Below are 16,032 nucleotides of genomic sequence, written 5' to 3' on the forward strand. Positions count from 1 at the left end.
CGCACAGGGCGGTTATCAAATGGTCGTGCTATGTAAAACATCTGTTTCTCTTCCTGAATACTCCCTTTTCAATAAACCGTAAACTATATGATCTACATAATGATCATAGAGCCATTCTGCTTCTCGTATTAAGCCTTCTTCCGCGAAACCGAACCGCACCGGTAAAGCCCGGCTTTTCATATTGCCGGAAGCAGCCCTTACTTCTATCCTGTTTAGACCTGCTTTTTCGAACCCATAGTCTACCAGGGCTGAAAATGCCTTGCTCATGATTCCTTTTCCCTGGTACTTCTCGCCAAGCCAGTAGCCGATTACGCCGATTTTGTGAAGCGTGCTGATTTCATTAAATCCTATCGTGCCGGCTATTTTCCCCTTGTAAATGATGGCCGCAGCCTGGGGATGCCCTCTATTCTTCTCAAACGCATTAAGAGAAGATTGAATAAAGCTGGCTGAATCTTCTGCTGTCCTGGTATAGTCCAGCCAGCCCAGCCACTGCTTTAAATATTCCTTTGACTCGATGGTTAAAATGAATAGCTCTTCTGCATCCTCAGGCTTATAAAGCCTAAGTGAGATCTCTTCATCCAAATCCAAATTAAACATGAATACTCCCCCTTTAAGTTTTCACTATTTTACCATAATTTCCACTACTAAATATATCTTCTAATCAAAAAGGCTGACCATAAAAATGGCCAGCCTTTGTCAAATATCATTATTTTACTTTGCTCCTATACCATTCTGCAGCAGCTTCCGCTTCCTGTGATGTCAGCTGATGGCCATAATTCTCCCAGTGCAGCTCAACATCTGCATTGGCATCCTCCAGAAGAGATGTCAGTTCTTCTGATTCTGAAGACGGGCAGATCGGATCGTTTTTGCCGGCGGCGATGAAGACGGAGGTACCGGTCAGGTCAGGCAGCTCTACACCCCTTCTCGGCACCATCGGATGATGAAGGATTGCCCCCTTTAAGGCATCTTTATAGTGGAATAACAAACTGGCAGCTATATTGGCACCATTAGAATAGCCGACGGCGAAGATATTGCTGCGGTCAAACTCATATTTGGCAGCTGCCTCATCCAGGAATTCATTCAGCTCGCTTGTGCGGAAAACAAGATCTTCTTCATCAAATACACCTTCCGATAATCTCCGGAAAAAGCGCGGCATCCCATTTTCCAGCACATTTCCCCTTACGCTCAGCACAGAGGCTTCTTCATCTATAATGACAGACAGCGGAATCAGGTCCCTCTCATTTCCCCCCGTCCCGTGTAAGAGCAGGAGAGTCGGTTTATCCGGATTTGCACCCTTTCGAAAAATATGTTCCATCCCTATCACCTTCCAAAATGATTAATTGTATTGATCCTTCTCTGATTTCCCCTATTTTTAGGGTATTTAACCTTCTGATTTTTATCTTTAATTCGAGATAATTTTAAGATGCTTCTCCCATAATGTCAACAGATGCGTATTCTCTCTATATTTCATTTGTAAAAATCCTCCACTCTGATGCCTGGCACCATGTTATAATTTCCTATAGACAAGCTTAAAGGAAGTGTGCGTTTTGGCTGCTCAATCAACCGAACCTAAGAATTCATACAAAGACCTTTCCTCTGATTGCGAAAGCTGCTTCGGCCTCTGCTGCGTGGCTCTCCCGTTTGCAAAGTCTGCAGATTTTGCCATAGATAAAAGCAGCGGTGCTCCCTGCCCGAATCTGCAGGATGACTACCGGTGCAGGACCCATGAAGCACTAAGAGAGAAAGGATTTAAAGGCTGCACTGTATACGAGTGTTTTGGAGCCGGGCAGAAGGTCTCGCAGATCACTTACGCAGGCAAAGACTGGCGGAAAAACCCTGAGATGGCAACCGAGATGTTCGAGGTATTCCCTGTCATGCAGCAGCTCCATGAAATGCTTCTGTATCTGACAGAGGCACTTAGCCTGAAAGAAACACTTCCCCTAAAAGATGAACTTCAGTCTGCCTTGGACAGCATTAAGCTGCTGACATTGCTGGAGGCTAAGTCCATTATAAACCTCGATGTTCATGCACACAGAAGTATGGTCAGTGAATTGCTGAACAAAAGCAGTGAACTATACAGGAAAAATGTCCCTTACAATAGGTCCCCTAAGGTAATGTCCAAATTGAAAAGAAGCAGTGATTTTATAGGTGCCTCTTTGAAAGGGGAAGATCTCAGAGGAGCCAGCCTGCGAGGGGCACTATTGATTGCAGTAAATCTGCAGAATGCCGATTTGCGCAAATGCGATTTGCTTGGCGCAGATTTAAGGGATGCCAATATTTGCGGAGCAGACCTGAGAGGATGCCTTTTTTTGACGCAGGCACAAGTGAATGCTTCTATGGGAAACCTTTCGACTAAACTGCCACCCCCCCTTAAGATACCTGCCCATTGGAGCAGGTAATTTTTTGCACAAGATGCAAAGTATAAAATTTTTGATTCAGTTTACATAATAATTTTATTGAAAACAAACTAAGGGAGATTCAGTTTTGTGAATTTCCCTATTGCCTGTATTCTGCATTATATGAATTCTCACCTGAATGGACAGACAGCAGTGTATCGGCATAGCCTACAAGACGATTGACAATTTCATCACAAACAGCGTACACAAATTTATGCCTGCCTGCTATGTAAAGTGCCGGATCATCCCAAATAATCGTCGTATTGATGTTAAAATGCTTTGTATCGTATATATTATAATGGATGATTGCCTTCCCTGCTGCTCCGCCCGTCTGCGGATCCTGGTATCCCGGCAGGAACACATACCACTCCTCAGCAGTAGGGGACCGGAAATTTTTAGTGAATGATAGTCCTGCTATTGCGCTGCTGACTTCTTTCTTAGTCTCTTCATCCATTGCCTCGATTAGATTATTGCTCAACCAGTCTTCCTTCCTTCTATAACCAAATAATTATTTGTGATGGCTGTGTGCCTTGCGGATGCATGAACGGCAAAACCCCATTTCATCTTCATATGGAAACCAGGACTCACAGTTCAAGCATCTTTTATACAGCACCCGGTCAATCAGCAGATCATAGCCGTAATAAGTTTTCAGCTTTTCAATCCTCATGATTCAGCCTCCCTGCTCAGCATATGGGCAATATATGCAGGGAGGCTGGGCGATGCAGCTTGGGCTTTTTAAATCTCGATGATGATCGGCAGGATCATCGGCTTCCGTTTCGTTTCGGAGAATAAATATTGCCCGACTGCTCTCTTGATTTTCTGCTTGGTTGAATTTCTTTGGTAGTAATTTTCCTGCCTCAGATCATTCAACGTGCTTTTGACAATACTGTTCACCTTCCGCAAGAGATCATCAGACTCTCGCGTATAGACAAAGCCCCGCGATATGGTATCAGGCCCTGAGACAATTTTCCTTTCCTTCTTGCTGAAGGTGAAGACGATGACAAGCATCCCATCCTCTGACAGCTGCTTCCTGTCGCGGAGGACAACCTCGCCGACATCTCCGACACCCATTCCGTCAATAAGGGTATTGCCTGATGGCACCTCCCTGGTCTGGCGGGCTGTGCCATCTTGAATATCCACGACATCCCCGTTTTTCACAATAAATGTATGCCCCTCTTCTACACCTGCAGACTCAGCCAGCAGCCTGTGGTGATGAAGCATCCGGTATTCTCCGTGTATAGGAATGAAATACTTAGGCTTCATCAGAGTGAGCATCAGCTTGAGATCCTCCTGGTAGCCGTGGCCAGAAACATGCATTCCGGTCGAACTGCCAGAGCCATATATGACATTTGCGCCAAGCATATAAAGATTGTCAATTATCTTGGTCACACCCCGTTCATTCCCGGGAATAGGACCCGCTGCAAGGATGACCGTATCGCCCGGCAGGACTTCGGCATCCCTGAAATTATTTGTCGACAGCCTTGCAAGAGCGGCCATCGGCTCCCCCTGGCTTCCTGTACACAAAATACAAACCTTTTCAGGAGGCAGCGAATCGATATCCGATCCCTGGATCAGCATACCTTCAGGAATAGTCAGATAGCCTCGTTCCATTGCGACGCCCACTACATTGATCATGCTCCTGCCTAGAAGAGCCAGTTTGCGCCCCGTTTTGAAGCAGGCATCTGCCACCTGCTGGACCCTGTTCACATTTGAAGCAAAGGTGGAAATGATGACCTTTCTCTCCGCCTTAACGAAAGCCTCCAGAATATGGTCACCAACAATTCTTTCAGACGGAGAAAAACCGGTCCGCTCCGCATTTGTACTTTCAGATAGAAGAGCCAGTACACCGCTTGTCCCTAATTCCGCCATCTTATGGATATCTGCATACTGCTCATTCATAGGGGTCAGGTCGAATTTAAAATCCCCTGTATGGACGATCAATCCTTCCGGTGTTTGAAATGCAATCCCGAGGCAGTCCGGTATGCTGTGGTTGACCTTGAAAAAGCTTGCCCTGATGCTGCCGAGTTCCAGAACAGTGTCAGAGTCAATCTGAATCAGTTCAGTATCAGCAAGAATCCCATGCTCAGTCAATTTCAGTTCAATCAGGCCCAGAGTAAACCTTGTTCCATAGACAGGGACATTCACCCTCTTAAGAAAGTAGCCGATGCCTCCAATATGATCTTCATGCCCATGTGTAATAATCAACCCTTTTATCTTGGATCTGTTTTCTTCAAGATAAGAAATATCAGGAATGATTAAATCTATGCCCATCAGGCTTTCATCAGGAAATTTCCCTCCGCAGTCGATGACTATGATATCATCACCGGATTGCAGGACATACATATTCTTGCCGATTTCATTTACGCCGCCAAGGGCGAAAATAGACACCGCACGATCCTTCATCCACAAATCCTCCTCTTCTGCTCCTAGCTTGGCTGATTCCAGACTCTCTCCAGATTCAAAGGGACATATACCTTATCCCCGTTAATCTGCTTATGTACGATTGGCTGCTGGAAATAATGGTCCAAAGAGTATTCCTTTCCCTGATGCCTTGCTGTTATATTCTGCCCCAGCAGTTTTTCCAATCGGGTCTCTGATTGATGCATCATGATGCGCCCCCTTGTCAAAACGTTTTACATCGTTAATATGACCTGAACATGCTGATATTATTTCCATATAGCTGTAAAAAACATATGCAGATAGAATTTGGACATACTGCATATATTGTATGGTCATTACACATAGTTTTTGAAAGTATCCCCTGTGTATTGGAACGCCTGCTTTTTGCTGTTATTATCCTGCCTTGGTTTCTATAAAAAAAGACTGCTCCAATTTAGGAGCAGTCCTCATTCATAATACTTACATTCCTTGTTTCATTTTGGTTATTCCGCCAAGTAAGCCAGCCGGCAATAAAACCTGCCAATATATTGGCAGACATGTAAATTAAGTATTCCCCCCATAAATCTTCGTTTTCTCTGAATTCAGCCATGCTGGAAAAAACGATGAAGCCGACCAATATCCCCCAGCCTATTGCCCATTTAAACAGAAAAAGTGCCATACCTCTGGCCGCTTCTTTTTTCTGCCATCTGAGCAGCCGCTGCTTTCTGGTTATATGACGCTCTTTATAGACCAGCCAGGCTAGAATGGCCATTATTATGCCTGCTGTCAGCCGAATTGTAAAAGCAGCTGTACCCTGGTCAGCAGTGAAGGCTAAGAAGATTTTATAGAAAGATACGGACAATGAAAACAGAATCAATATAATTTTAAAAAACATCATGTTCAACATCTCTCCGGAAGTGGATTTATTTGGCTGAGCAATATTAAGGAAAATTGTTTATAATGGCAATTGAATTCAATATCGGGAAGGTATCTCATGTTTTATCAAAAATTTCTTACAGCCATTGCAGTTTCTTTGATTTTTTCTCTATCTATATATCTGATAGGCTTTATAGTAATAGGCCCGGAACCCCTGCTTGATACTTTGCTGGGACTTTTTCTTACCATTATGTTTTCGCTTGCCGGCACCTTATTTTACGGTCTGCCTGTTTCCCTGCTTGCTTCTGCTCCAGCCGCTCTTTTTAAAGGGAATATTGCACTGCAGACTTTATTTTCAGTCTTCATTTATGGTGCTTTTACCTTTCTGGCCTTTTTGTTGGCCGAAGAGAATCTACTATTAAGGCGTTCAGTCATCACCTGTTCAATATTGTTTTTCCTGCTGGATATCCTGTTTGACACCAGTAAGCGGCGATGGATTTTCTCCGTTTGGTCACGGAAAAATAAGAGAGCTGCTGAAAAGTAAATCCCGATGCAGCATTCTTTTTATCCAGAATTTAAAAGGCAGCTCAAAGCCGCCTTTCCTTCCCCTCCGCCTCAATCACAATATTAATGTAGCTTCCTTCTCCGCTATCTGTATAATGGTCCATTCCCGAGACATCTATATCAGCTGTAAGTTCAATGAAACGCTCCTCATTTGGATCAAGATGTATGCTGAAAGGACCTGCCTTATTCATAAGTGAAGCAAAAGGTATTTCAGTGTCGGGAAAATCGCTAAACGATAGACTGAAATCAGCACCGCGGCTGCTATAGTTCTTTAACGGTACTGTACAGGTTCCATGTAAGTGTTTCCTTTCTCCCATTTCAAAAGAGCAAGTACTCAATTCTTTTTCATACTTTACTGCGTATATCCCGCTTGCTGCTGTTCTTTGATACATATCCGCCAGGAACGGCGGCACCAGGGAAGCAGCCAGAATAGCTGCCAGAATGGCACGGCCCTTAAACATATCCAATGACTTGGCCAGCAGATAAAAGCTTCCAAGGAGCAATATAAGGACTAAGATACCTGGCAAATGAATTCCGCTTTCCAAAGTGACAGGGATATTGAAAATGGTGAGTAAGCCCTCTCCGAGCGGATACTTATGAGGAAAGGGGAAATTCAAAACCATGACGGTACCCAGAAGGACGAGAGCCGCTGTAAACATTCTCTTATTATTTATCATACAAAACACCCCGCTGCGTTTATCATCTCATCTATATACGATTTAATAAGGATAATGTTTCAATTCGCCCTTCTGTTTTTTGCAGGCAGATGCCTGCCTCCTTAGAAATGGTTCAATGTGAAGGCTTTTCTGCTTTGCCAGAGGTTTTGTTGACCGTTATTGATTAAGGCTGTACAAAACTATTTTTGAGTACAATTTTAATACAAACTATTCCCCGCAGGATCTGCTGCATACTCCTCGAGCTTATGTTCCTCAATAAGCTCCAGATTTCTTTTATTATGGGCGTATTCCAATATATGTTCCTTCATATTTGGATAAAGGATAATTTTGTGAAGCTCTGATAGCTTTACCCACCTGACTCCTGTTTGGTGCGGATCCGGATTATCCGGCATTTTAGCATGAGACCCTTCTTTTATTATGCATTCAAACATCAGACAGAGTGAGTGTGTCTCACCGAACCTGCCTTCAGCTGTATGCGGAGCATATTCATAAACAAATGCAAGCGGACCTGCTTCAATATCTATTGATGCCTCTTCCATTGCTTCCCTTCTGGCAGCTTCCCTGACCGTTTCTCCCGGTTCGGCGCCGCCTGCCGGCAGATTATAATGGAGGCCGTTTTCATCCTTAAATTCAATCAGCAGGATTGAGTCATTTTCCATAATGACGGCTCCTGCCCTGACTCTTATATGGTGCGGCATATTTTTCCCCCTTGATATAGGAATGACGATAATTCTTCTATTTTCTTCTCCTGTAGAATGTATTCGACACGCTGCTGCAATAATCATGCTTGATTTGTGAGATTTGGCTTTTCTGATTGAGTGTTTCCTTTAGTGGATATAATGTTACTACTATTTGGGAGAGGCTTATCATATGTACCTTTTACTGGTTATTCTTGTCTATATCTTATTTGCGGTCTATCTGGTCGACTGGAAGCGCTGGAATGAATTATATCCGACTATCCAGTATTTCATCATCTGCAATCTTTTATATAATTTCCTTTTCTATAATCATACTCTTTGGAGTTATCATGCAGTAACGGTTGACTGGCTTAACCACACGCTGATTGAATTGGCTTTCACTTTTTTTGTACTGCCCGTTGTCTTAATGATCTACCTTCGTTTTTATCCTAAAGGCAAAAAGAGTTTTGCTTATATAGCCATATGGATCGCTTACTTCACGGCTCTTGAATATGTCTTTTACAAAAAAGGGCTTTTTATCTACGAAAATGGCTGGAGTATCATATGGTCTGGAGTATTCAATATCATCCTTTTCACAATGATCAGGCTTCACAGCAAAAAACCAAAACTTGCATTAGCCTTATCCCTGCCTATAATCATCTTACTGCTATGCTTCTTTCACCCGGACTTAAAAGACTTAAAGTAAAATTGGGGTGCTGATAATGGAACCAAACCCAATACCTACACCAGTTTTTCTGATTATGGTGATCTTCATCTACCTCTCCATGGCCATCTATCTCAACAGAAAAAAATAACGTGCCAGGCACCTCAAATGGACACTTTGCTGCATTTTGTCTATACAGAGTGCCTGACACGGACTGTTTATAATCTTTTAGAAAGAATTATCCAAGATGTCCAGACAGCGATAATAATGATTGAGAGAAGAAGTCGAACGACCTCCAATGACGTGAGTGCGAGAACTTCTGTTTGAATGAAGATATTCAAAATAACCAGACATAGAAGCGAAAATAAAATGACATAATACAGCCCTTTTTGTTTAATCATCTTAACGCGTTCATCATTATTTTTGAATTGCGGTAACAAATATGCAATGCTGTATCCCATAAATGCCAGTGCTCCCCAGTTGGAAAGCTCAATCAGCTCTGTACTTCCTAAGCTGGATCCAGCCAAGAGCAGTACTAGCAGCCTTAAAAGAAAAATGCATACAAATAATCCGGCAAGCAGCTTATAATTTCTTCTTGTTGCCATCACTTTCTCTCCTTCATCATTTATTTGAAGGTTTCTATATTTTTCCTCCAGTACAATAAGTGTATTGTAAAGGACGCTTTACGTCAAGCTTCCTTTACAATGTTATTCTGCACCACCTATACATTTTTTTTGGTTTCCTCCAATGCCTAAAAATATCTCACATAAATCAGAAAATCCGTCCATTCTCCATTTTCAAAGGCGAACTTCTTTCGTGTGCCTTCATAATGGAAGCCGCTTCTTTCGGCAAGGGATATGGATGGGCGGTTATCGGTGTTGATATGCAGCTCAAGGCGGTGGAAGCCGAGTTTTTCATGAAATATCTCAGCTGCCACAGACACCGCTTCTGTAGCATAGCCTTTTTTCCAGAATTGGTTATGAAGGGAATAGCCCATCATTCCCCACTGATAATCCATTCTCAGGATAGTGAACAGCTCAACTTTACCAACATTAAGGCCATCTTTTTTCCTGAATATTCCAAGGTTTGTCATCTGGTCCTTCATGGCTGCTTCCGCAAAACCTCTGATCCATTTCTCAAACCGTTCTCTAGTGTTATGCTCCATAGTGATTGGTCTTCCTTCATCATACTTATATAATGAAGGGCTTCTGTCCGAGAATCCCTTATACCAATTTTCATAATCAGAAAGCTCGAATGGGCGTATGACCAGTCTTTCTGTCTCGATAGATGCTATTTGCAAATCCATTGCTACTCTCCCCTTTCATCCCTTCCACTTCAATGAAAGATTGGCAGAATCCTTCTTTTCTGAAGGCTCTATTCGCATAAAATGCTGCTATCTTTTTAAGAAGTGAGGAGACAAATGCTGCTCATCCTCTCAACATTCAAACAGCATAACCGTCAATCAGAGTGAGGGAATCTGTAACAGGGAAAAAATAAGCGGAGAAATTCCCCCTAAACTCGAAAAATCTCTAAAAATAGCTCAAATAGACGGAGAAATTCCGGCTATTGATTCAAAAAATAGGAAAATGAGCATTTTCGCTCTCCTTAACCGCAAAATCTACCCTTATTTACACCCGCCAGAGCCATATCTAGCAGCTTAACCGGAAATTCTCCGCTTATTTTAATGCTCCTGGTCATACACTTCAATAAGGATTCGCCAACCTGTTTCTTCAATACCTTTCCTTCAGTACCCTTAGCTGAGTAAACCTCTCTTTATAAAATTACAAATAAAGTAAATAATTCCGTATTATATTTTGAATCAACAACCTTTACGAAAAGAGCCTCTTTAAAAGAGTTTTAATACCAACTTGACAAATCGGATATATAGGGATTATAGTTGTACATAATATGTTAATTCACATTCTTTAGCCATAGCAGAATAATTGAGGGGGATGAGCATTTTGATGATGACAAAGGAAGAATCTCGCTGAAACCTTATTCTCGATAAATTGATCGCACTTGCACCATTCCAGGACAATAAAGAACTGGGGGAAATGACCTGCACAGAGCTTGAGGGGCTGTATTTAAGCCAGCTTTTCTCTGCCTCTTCACATCCCCACAGCGGACATAAATCGATCCGTCTAATCGGAAAAAAATAATTAAAAAAGGTGGAGAGCCACATTTGACTCTCCACCTTTCTTTATACAGTAAAGGATCACTGACAAGAGTTTACCGTTCCCCTTACTAAAACGGAACATTATTTCCTCATACTCTCCTCCTGACATGATATTCTCTTATTGTACAGGCCATCCTGCTTCATGTTCTATTGTTAATTTGCTTTTTCTCTATCCCTCAACCAAATGCCTGTGCTGCCAAAGCAAACAAACGGCCATTTCTTGCAGGCATGGCTTCCGCATGTAACACCATGACAGGAGGTGAAGCAGAAAGCGTAAACCCTCTGTTTTCAATCATTTCCCTAAAATCATCCTGACCTGACGGCACATCAATCCTCAGCTGTCCCTGATGGCCGTTGGCAAGCCGGTCAAGCAAAAGGGAGGCAGTTTCAGAATCATCTGCTGCAATGGGGCCAATAATGAGATTGACTGGGCCCTGAATCGAAAGACCATAACCAATCAGCTTTCCTTCTGAATCAAAAGCAAGCAGGCATTGTTTAGCCTGTGCTATTCTATTTTTCAGGAAAACCGTCCTCCCGTCCCCAAAGGCTGGTTTATCGAACTCTACTAGACTATCAAAATAATCAGGGCTGAATCTCTTGATGACCGAAACTTTCCCTTTACCAGAAACTGATGGCTGATTATAATCCCGGCATAGATATTTATGTATGGTGTCAACTTCTGAAAAGCCCATTTTAAGGTATAATGGCCTGCCTTCTTCAGTGGCAACAAGCAAAATGCTTGTTCCATCAGCGGCCAATTCCAGGCAGCCCTGCACCACCTTTTTGGCGAGACCTGTTCCCCTGAAGCCGGGATCTGTAATCACCAGCCCGAGCCATGCCAGGCTTTTATCATATGGGATCAGTGCGGCACAGGAAACAAGCTTCCCTGCCATAGTCTTATGGCCCAGAACAGTTCCAGATTTAAGGACCGTTAAGACTTCTTCCTGTTCATAGTCCCAGCCGACCGCTGCGGAAAGCGTGATCAACCCTTGAATATCATCTTCACTCAGTCGCATGAGGGAAATATCTCCTGCAATTTGCTTCATTTCCTTTTCCCTACCTTCTTTCTAAGCTGCTTATCTTTCAGTCAGGCTTTGAATGGTGTTCATGTGAATGCTGGATTCAGTCTTATTAAACTCTGCTTCACCCTTCACCAAGCCATCAGTTAAAGAAGGACATAATGATGACGGCAGCAATTGAAAACAGGAAAAAACCGATAATGACATATTTTATGATCTTAATCGGTTTCGGAAGGCTGCGCACATCTGCTGCATCCGGCAGCCCCTCAATCTTTTTCATATGATCCACTGCATCATTCATCGGTTCTTTTCCAGCCATTTTGCCATCCCCCTTCGCTCTTTCTACATATTATTCTCTGTTTCAGCCATCATTCCTTTAAAACAATGAGATTTTTTGTAAGAATAAAAAGCCTTCATAATCTTGTCGGTTTCCATAAAATTCAAATCCTTAAGGCTCATCCCGCCTGACATCAGGCTATTGATGATTTGAGCCCCGGCGAAATAGCCGCTCCTGCCCTCAGCCTCTGTTCCTATGAAGTATTTCTCAAGCATCCTCCTATCGAGAGGTCGGTCCAAATCATTAAGAATTACTTCTTCTAATTCTGCTAAAGATAATTGCAAGGTCCGATAATGATATGGACTCATCATCAAAGCTTCGGCAATTGATGCATCATCAGGACCCCTTCCTGATAATTCCACGGATGCCCACACAGCCAGACCTTCAGCAGCCGCCAGCTGCCCTGCAGTCAGTGCATTGAAATTCTCTTTGCCTTTCAGACGGTAAAAGCGGGCCATATGGCTGAATTCATGCGGTATGAGGATTTCGGGATCTTTTTCTTCCAGGAGCTCAAGTCCAAGGTAAATAAACGGATCACTGGACGGGAGAGCTGCACCGTCGCTGTAACCAATCCCAGTCAGCAGGTAGACAGTAAAATCCTCGTGAAAGTCAAAATAGGTACAGCATTTCTTTAAAATCGCCTCTATTTTTTTGAGCGGAAATTGTATCTGCCCTTTTTCAGACTGTAAGAGCAGATCCTGAAAATTCAATTGCCCGACAGTAGTTTGGATACTTTCTTCATCCAGTTTGTAAAGGCTGCTGAAGAGAGGATCAAACGCAGCTTTGTATTTATTATAGTAGGCCTGCCATGCTGGATATTTGCCAATAGCAGGCGCCAGCTCTGCCGCTTGTTTAAAATCATAGAATCCATCGACCAGTTTCATCCCGCAGCCCCCTTTTCCTTCTAATTTCTACAAAATAGAGAGAATGACCTTCAAAATAAGAAAAAGAGCCGAAAATCAGCTCTAAAGCAGACTTATTTAATAAGTTTATCCCGATCCGCAGCATGAGGAGGCTTTTCCATCCATTCATGATTAATAAGAATCTGTGCCCCGTCTTCTGCATATAAACCCACTTCAGCCAGAAGGCGGCTATAGTCAGCAGCAATATCTCTCCTTGGACTGGCAGACATTGCTGTACCGTAATTTCCTATTCCTGCAGCGGACATCATGTTCAGCTGGAACATCATTAATTTATCAGAAAAAGGCGGCTCCTGGCTGTCCGTTATCTCAGCATCCCAAGTGACCGGCGCAGGCAGATCATTTTCCTGCAGATACCGGCTGAATATTCTGGTATGTTTTTTGGTGATTTCTTTTCCCCGCACAAAATACTGCTTAACTTCTTCATCTTTAACGCATTGTGCAAATGCTGTTACAAGGGTCCCGCCAAAATAATTGGTCTGGATATTGGCGAATAGATGTGTGATCTCAATTGCGGTAAGCGGTCTCTGCTTACCGAGCCAGCCTGCAAGAAAGTGCTCCCCCTTTACCATCTCTGGTTTTGCAAGAGGAGGGATATAAGGCGACCGCACTTCAAGGCCTTTGGAAAGGAGCAAATCCTTCGTTTCATTCATCAATTCCATTGTTGATGATATACACGACATAAAATGCTCCCTGACATCATTCCGGTACGTTAAAGGCAGGATGGCGCCATAAGTCACCAGTGCCCCTTTAGCCATTTGCTCTGTATAATACAGAAAAAATTCATCAGAAAACAGCCTGGGTGCATCAGGATGGACATCATCATCAGTAAAGCCTGCGGGCACTGAATGCCCTTCTTCTTTGAAAATTCCCGATATCACTTTAATATGCTGTTCAGCTAAGTCGAGGGCATGGCTCAAGATGTTTTTCGTTTCACGATCCTCTGCACAAGCTATAAAATATTGATAAACACATCTGAACATGCTGTCTGATACAAAATTTGTCCATAATCCGCCAGTTTCTGATGAAGTCAATCGAATACGCTGTTTCTCCAAAAAAATACCTCCATCTTATTGATGGAAGTATTTTTCCCAAGTTCCCCGGCAGTTATGAATTTTTGTAGGATCTAAAATTGAACCTCTTGAATAACCCTTTATATCCGCATTTCCTTCTCTAAAGAGTCTTCTCCAATTCCTCCACCAGCTCGCCAAATTTCTTCATTGAATTTTCAATAGGCTCTGGTGAAGTAAGATCCACTCCAGTTTTCTTAAGCAGTTCAAGCGGGTAATCGCTGCTTCCGCTCTTCAGGAACTCGATATAAGACTCAAGCGTCTGTTTGTCACCTTCGAGTATTTTAGTGGCAAGATGGATGGCTGAAGCAAATCCGGTGGCATATTTGTACACATAAAACGGGCGGTAAAAATGCGGAATACGGGACCAGCCATATTTCACCTCTTCATCAAAGACAAGCTCTTCGCCATTGTATTCACGGAAGAGCTTTTCATAGATCCCGTTGAACACTTCGACATTCAGCGGTTTGCCCTGCTCTGCATATTCATGGGTGACCTTCTCAAATTCGGCAAACATAACCTGTGTAAAGAAGGTTCCCTTGAACTTATCGATAAAGTGATTGAGTAAATGCTTGCGCACATTTTCATCCTTCTCGTTATCGAGCAGATAGTTGATCAAGAGCACCTCATTGACCGTTGATGCCACTTCGGCAACGAAAATGCTGTAGCGCGCTGAGATCTGCGGCTGATGCTGGCTGCTCAGCTTGCTGTGCACCCCATGCCCGCACTCATGCGCCAGTGTGAATAAGCTGTTCAAATCATCCTGGTGGTTCAGGAGGATATAAGGATGAACACCATAGACACCCATATTATAAGCGCCTGATCTTTTCCCCGGTGTTTCGCGGACATCGAGATAGCGCGCATCTTTAAAGTCCTTCAATGTCTGGACATAATCCTCGCCAAGCGGTGCCAAAGCCTTCAGCATAATTTCATAAGCCTCTTCATAAGGAATTTCCTGTTTCACCCCGCTTACAAGAGGGACACTCAAGTCATACTGATGCAGCTCATCAAGCTTGAGCTTTTCTTTTCTCAGCCTGTTGTATTCATGCATGGGTGCGATATTATCCTTTGCCGATTGAATCAGGTTTTCATAAACCTCTTTCGGGACATTATCCCCGAAAAGCCCTTTTTCCAAAGCAGAAGGATAACGGCGAAGCTTGGATGTCGCCACATTATTCTTGATCGCAGCAGACAGGGTGGATGCAATTGTATTTTTCAGTTCGACATAAGGCTTGTAATAAGCTTTATAAGCTTCCTTCCGCTTTTCGCGGTCTTCATCTTCAATCAGCTTGCTGTACATGCCCCGCGTAAGGCGGACCTTCCCGCCATCATCTTTTGTTACCATCCCGAACTTGATATCAGCATTATTGATCATGCCATACGTATTGCTTGGGGATGAAAGCGCCTCGCCAAGCTGTGAAATAATTTCTTCCTGCTCTTTGGTGAGGACATGTGTTTTATACCGGAAAGATTCAAGCAAGTCTTCCTCGAAATATTTCAGGCCATCTTCTTCTGCGATATATCCCTTTAGCGTCGCTTCATCAAGCCCAAGAAGATATGGCATGAAAAATGAAGTGGCCGATCCGACTTTTACCCCAAGCTGTTTGACGCGGTCCTGCAGGGCCTGTGCAGCTGTATCCCTCGTATCCTGATCCACTTTAAACATACTGTAAGCATATACATGAGTAAATGTGTACGACAGCTCTTCACTTAGCTTTAAATATCGGTAAAGGTCTTGTGCATCATGAATATTGCCGTCATACTCTTTAAGCTTTTCAGCCATTTTCCCGACTTTATCGAAATCCTGCTCCCACAGCTTTTCATCACTATAGATATCCTCAAGATTCCACGTTTCTTCAACAGGCACATCCTGCCTGGAAGTGTATGCTGTCATACCCGTCACTCCTTTTGAAAAATACTTCTATTTATTATGTACGGAAAACCCGCTGAGGCTATTCCCCTTCAGAAATAAGTATTTTGTAGCCTGCAAGCTGGGGACCTTCTTCATAGCTTTCCCTGCTGATGATATAAAACCCTGATTCTTCAGGATCGGCAATCACCAGTTCATCCGGACTTTTATCCACCTGGGCAGCGTCCAGGCTGAAATATTTTTCCCCTAATAGGGCATGATCGAAATTCATAAAAAAACCTCCTTTTGAAAAAGATATCAGAACATTAAAGAAATACCAAAGCTTATGCTTTATTTTACCCTTATTGCCTGTAACTTTCTTTATCCTGTTTACGCCAGTATATATATAGGGAAAAGGAATCCTGGCA

20 protein-coding genes are annotated in these 16,032 nt (G+C 43.1%); 3 read left to right on the top strand and 17 right to left on the bottom strand.

Features of this window, described 5'->3' with window-relative positions; genetic code table 11:
• Positions 1-15 precede the first annotated feature (15 nt).
• Together RBB45_RS05060 and RBB45_RS05065 are read right to left on the bottom strand one after the other, a co-directional pair.
• On the bottom strand, positions 16-597 hold the full coding sequence (locus tag RBB45_RS05060) for a GNAT family N-acetyltransferase (RefSeq protein ID WP_306009168.1): 582 nt from the start codon (positions 595-597) through the stop codon (positions 16-18).
• A gap of 109 nt (positions 598-706) precedes the next feature.
• Entirely contained in the window at positions 707-1,315 is a 609-nt protein-coding gene (locus tag RBB45_RS05065) for an alpha/beta hydrolase (protein ID WP_094767654.1), read from the bottom strand.
• 232 nt (positions 1,316-1,547) lie between these two features.
• Here RBB45_RS05065 and RBB45_RS05070 point away from each other — a divergent pair, with 232 nt between their 5' ends.
• The gene (locus RBB45_RS05070; protein ID WP_094767655.1) at positions 1,548-2,399 is read left to right on the top strand and encodes a pentapeptide repeat-containing protein; all 852 of its coding nucleotides are present in this window, start codon (positions 1,548-1,550) and stop codon (positions 2,397-2,399) included.
• Between the two features lie 97 nt (positions 2,400-2,496).
• Here RBB45_RS05070 and RBB45_RS05075 read toward each other — a convergent pair whose 3' ends face one another.
• The 5 genes from RBB45_RS05075 to RBB45_RS05095 form a co-directional block, all read right to left on the bottom strand.
• Positions 2,497-2,850, bottom strand: a complete 354-nt coding sequence (locus RBB45_RS05075) for a hypothetical protein (protein ID WP_224950823.1) — start codon at positions 2,848-2,850, stop codon at positions 2,497-2,499.
• Positions 2,851-2,904: 54 nt separating this feature from the next.
• The gene (locus RBB45_RS05080; protein WP_170939438.1) at positions 2,905-3,063 is read right to left on the bottom strand and encodes a hypothetical protein; all 159 of its coding nucleotides are present in this window, start codon (positions 3,061-3,063) and stop codon (positions 2,905-2,907) included.
• A gap of 68 nt (positions 3,064-3,131) precedes the next feature.
• Positions 3,132-4,799 (bottom strand): ribonuclease J, encoded by a 1,668-nt coding sequence (locus RBB45_RS05085; RefSeq protein ID WP_306009169.1) that lies wholly within the window; start codon positions 4,797-4,799, stop codon positions 3,132-3,134.
• 23 nt (positions 4,800-4,822) lie between these two features.
• Positions 4,823-5,005, bottom strand: coding sequence for a hypothetical protein (locus RBB45_RS05090; protein ID WP_224950552.1), 183 nt, complete (start codon positions 5,003-5,005; stop codon positions 4,823-4,825).
• A gap of 224 nt (positions 5,006-5,229) precedes the next feature.
• On the bottom strand, positions 5,230-5,673 hold the full coding sequence (locus RBB45_RS05095; protein ID WP_306009170.1) for a hypothetical protein: 444 nt from the start codon (positions 5,671-5,673) through the stop codon (positions 5,230-5,232).
• A 96-nt stretch (positions 5,674-5,769) separates the two neighbouring features.
• Here RBB45_RS05095 and RBB45_RS05100 point away from each other — a divergent pair, with 96 nt between their 5' ends.
• Positions 5,770-6,195 carry a hypothetical protein gene (locus RBB45_RS05100; protein ID WP_306009171.1) on the top strand — a complete coding sequence of 142 codons (426 nt, stop codon included), beginning with the start codon at positions 5,770-5,772 and terminating at the stop codon, positions 6,193-6,195.
• Between the two features lie 43 nt (positions 6,196-6,238).
• Here RBB45_RS05100 and RBB45_RS05105 read toward each other — a convergent pair whose 3' ends face one another.
• Positions 6,239-6,892, bottom strand: a complete 654-nt coding sequence (locus RBB45_RS05105) for a hypothetical protein (protein ID WP_306009172.1) — start codon at positions 6,890-6,892, stop codon at positions 6,239-6,241.
• Between the two features lie 197 nt (positions 6,893-7,089).
• On the bottom strand, positions 7,090-7,590 hold the full coding sequence (locus RBB45_RS05110) for an NUDIX domain-containing protein (protein ID WP_306009173.1): 501 nt from the start codon (positions 7,588-7,590) through the stop codon (positions 7,090-7,092).
• A gap of 172 nt (positions 7,591-7,762) precedes the next feature.
• On the opposite strand from RBB45_RS05110, the gene RBB45_RS05115 reads away from it, so the two are divergent.
• Complete coding sequence (locus tag RBB45_RS05115) at positions 7,763-8,275, top strand: CBO0543 family protein (protein ID WP_306009174.1); 513 nt, start codon at positions 7,763-7,765, stop codon at positions 8,273-8,275.
• A gap of 176 nt (positions 8,276-8,451) precedes the next feature.
• Here RBB45_RS05115 and RBB45_RS05120 read toward each other — a convergent pair whose 3' ends face one another.
• The 8 genes from RBB45_RS05120 to RBB45_RS05155 all read right to left on the bottom strand — a co-directional run bounded on the left by RBB45_RS05120 (position 8,452) and on the right by RBB45_RS05155 (position 15,896).
• Positions 8,452-8,838 carry a hypothetical protein gene (locus tag RBB45_RS05120; RefSeq protein ID WP_306009175.1) on the bottom strand — a complete coding sequence of 129 codons (387 nt, stop codon included), beginning with the start codon at positions 8,836-8,838 and terminating at the stop codon, positions 8,452-8,454.
• Positions 8,839-8,984: 146 nt separating this feature from the next.
• A complete protein-coding gene (locus tag RBB45_RS05125; RefSeq protein WP_306009176.1) occupies positions 8,985-9,539 on the bottom strand; it encodes a GNAT family N-acetyltransferase in 555 nt (184 codons plus the stop codon).
• A 1,046-nt stretch (positions 9,540-10,585) separates the two neighbouring features.
• Positions 10,586-11,455, bottom strand: a complete 870-nt coding sequence (locus RBB45_RS05130) for a GNAT family N-acetyltransferase (protein WP_306009177.1) — start codon at positions 11,453-11,455, stop codon at positions 10,586-10,588.
• A gap of 115 nt (positions 11,456-11,570) precedes the next feature.
• Positions 11,571-11,747, bottom strand: coding sequence for a hypothetical protein (locus RBB45_RS05135; protein WP_009793391.1), 177 nt, complete (start codon positions 11,745-11,747; stop codon positions 11,571-11,573).
• A 23-nt stretch (positions 11,748-11,770) separates the two neighbouring features.
• Positions 11,771-12,649 carry a hypothetical protein gene (locus tag RBB45_RS05140; RefSeq protein ID WP_306009178.1) on the bottom strand — a complete coding sequence of 293 codons (879 nt, stop codon included), beginning with the start codon at positions 12,647-12,649 and terminating at the stop codon, positions 11,771-11,773.
• A gap of 92 nt (positions 12,650-12,741) precedes the next feature.
• The gene (locus RBB45_RS05145) at positions 12,742-13,740 is read right to left on the bottom strand and encodes a DUF3231 family protein (protein ID WP_306009179.1); all 999 of its coding nucleotides are present in this window, start codon (positions 13,738-13,740) and stop codon (positions 12,742-12,744) included.
• 118 nt (positions 13,741-13,858) lie between these two features.
• On the bottom strand, positions 13,859-15,649 hold the full coding sequence (pepF, locus tag RBB45_RS05150; RefSeq protein ID WP_306009180.1) for an oligoendopeptidase F: 1,791 nt from the start codon (positions 15,647-15,649) through the stop codon (positions 13,859-13,861).
• Between the two features lie 58 nt (positions 15,650-15,707).
• Positions 15,708-15,896, bottom strand: a complete 189-nt coding sequence (locus RBB45_RS05155) for a hypothetical protein (RefSeq protein ID WP_009793387.1) — start codon at positions 15,894-15,896, stop codon at positions 15,708-15,710.
• Positions 15,897-16,032: the final 136 nt, after the last annotated feature.

The organism is Bacillus sp. MMSF_3328, from assembly GCF_030733525.1.
In the GTDB taxonomy this organism is placed as follows: domain Bacteria; phylum Bacillota; class Bacilli; order Bacillales; family Cytobacillaceae; genus Bacillus_AB; species Bacillus_AB infantis.

Excerpts from the sequence above, each read along its gene's own strand:
- RBB45_RS05060 (WP_306009168.1), bottom strand. The coding sequence starts at position 597 with ATGTTTAATTTGGATTTGGATGAAGAGATCTCACTTAGGCTTTATAAG.
- RBB45_RS05065 (WP_094767654.1), bottom strand. The coding sequence starts at position 1,315 with ATGGAACATATTTTTCGAAAGGGTGCAAATCCGGATAAACCGACTCTC.
- RBB45_RS05075 (WP_224950823.1), bottom strand. The coding sequence starts at position 2,850 with ATGGATGAAGAGACTAAGAAAGAAGTCAGCAGCGCAATAGCAGGACTA.
- RBB45_RS05080 (WP_170939438.1), bottom strand. The coding sequence starts at position 3,063 with ATGAGGATTGAAAAGCTGAAAACTTATTACGGCTATGATCTGCTGATT.
- RBB45_RS05085 (WP_306009169.1), bottom strand. The coding sequence starts at position 4,799 with ATGAAGGATCGTGCGGTGTCTATTTTCGCCCTTGGCGGCGTAAATGAA.
- RBB45_RS05090 (WP_224950552.1), bottom strand. The coding sequence starts at position 5,005 with ATGATGCATCAATCAGAGACCCGATTGGAAAAACTGCTGGGGCAGAAT.
- RBB45_RS05095 (WP_306009170.1), bottom strand. The coding sequence starts at position 5,673 with ATGATGTTTTTTAAAATTATATTGATTCTGTTTTCATTGTCCGTATCT.
- RBB45_RS05100 (WP_306009171.1), top strand. The coding sequence starts at position 5,770 with ATGTTTTATCAAAAATTTCTTACAGCCATTGCAGTTTCTTTGATTTTT.
- RBB45_RS05105 (WP_306009172.1), bottom strand. The coding sequence starts at position 6,892 with ATGATAAATAATAAGAGAATGTTTACAGCGGCTCTCGTCCTTCTGGGT.
- RBB45_RS05110 (WP_306009173.1), bottom strand. The coding sequence starts at position 7,590 with ATGCCGCACCATATAAGAGTCAGGGCAGGAGCCGTCATTATGGAAAAT.
- RBB45_RS05115 (WP_306009174.1), top strand. The coding sequence starts at position 7,763 with ATGTACCTTTTACTGGTTATTCTTGTCTATATCTTATTTGCGGTCTAT.
- RBB45_RS05120 (WP_306009175.1), bottom strand. The coding sequence starts at position 8,838 with ATGGCAACAAGAAGAAATTATAAGCTGCTTGCCGGATTATTTGTATGC.
- RBB45_RS05125 (WP_306009176.1), bottom strand. The coding sequence starts at position 9,539 with ATGGATTTGCAAATAGCATCTATCGAGACAGAAAGACTGGTCATACGC.
- RBB45_RS05130 (WP_306009177.1), bottom strand. The coding sequence starts at position 11,455 with ATGAAGCAAATTGCAGGAGATATTTCCCTCATGCGACTGAGTGAAGAT.
- RBB45_RS05135 (WP_009793391.1), bottom strand. The coding sequence starts at position 11,747 with ATGGCTGGAAAAGAACCGATGAATGATGCAGTGGATCATATGAAAAAG.
- RBB45_RS05140 (WP_306009178.1), bottom strand. The coding sequence starts at position 12,649 with ATGAAACTGGTCGATGGATTCTATGATTTTAAACAAGCGGCAGAGCTG.
- pepF (WP_306009180.1), bottom strand. The coding sequence starts at position 15,649 with ATGACAGCATACACTTCCAGGCAGGATGTGCCTGTTGAAGAAACGTGG.
- RBB45_RS05155 (WP_009793387.1), bottom strand. The coding sequence starts at position 15,896 with ATGAATTTCGATCATGCCCTATTAGGGGAAAAATATTTCAGCCTGGAC.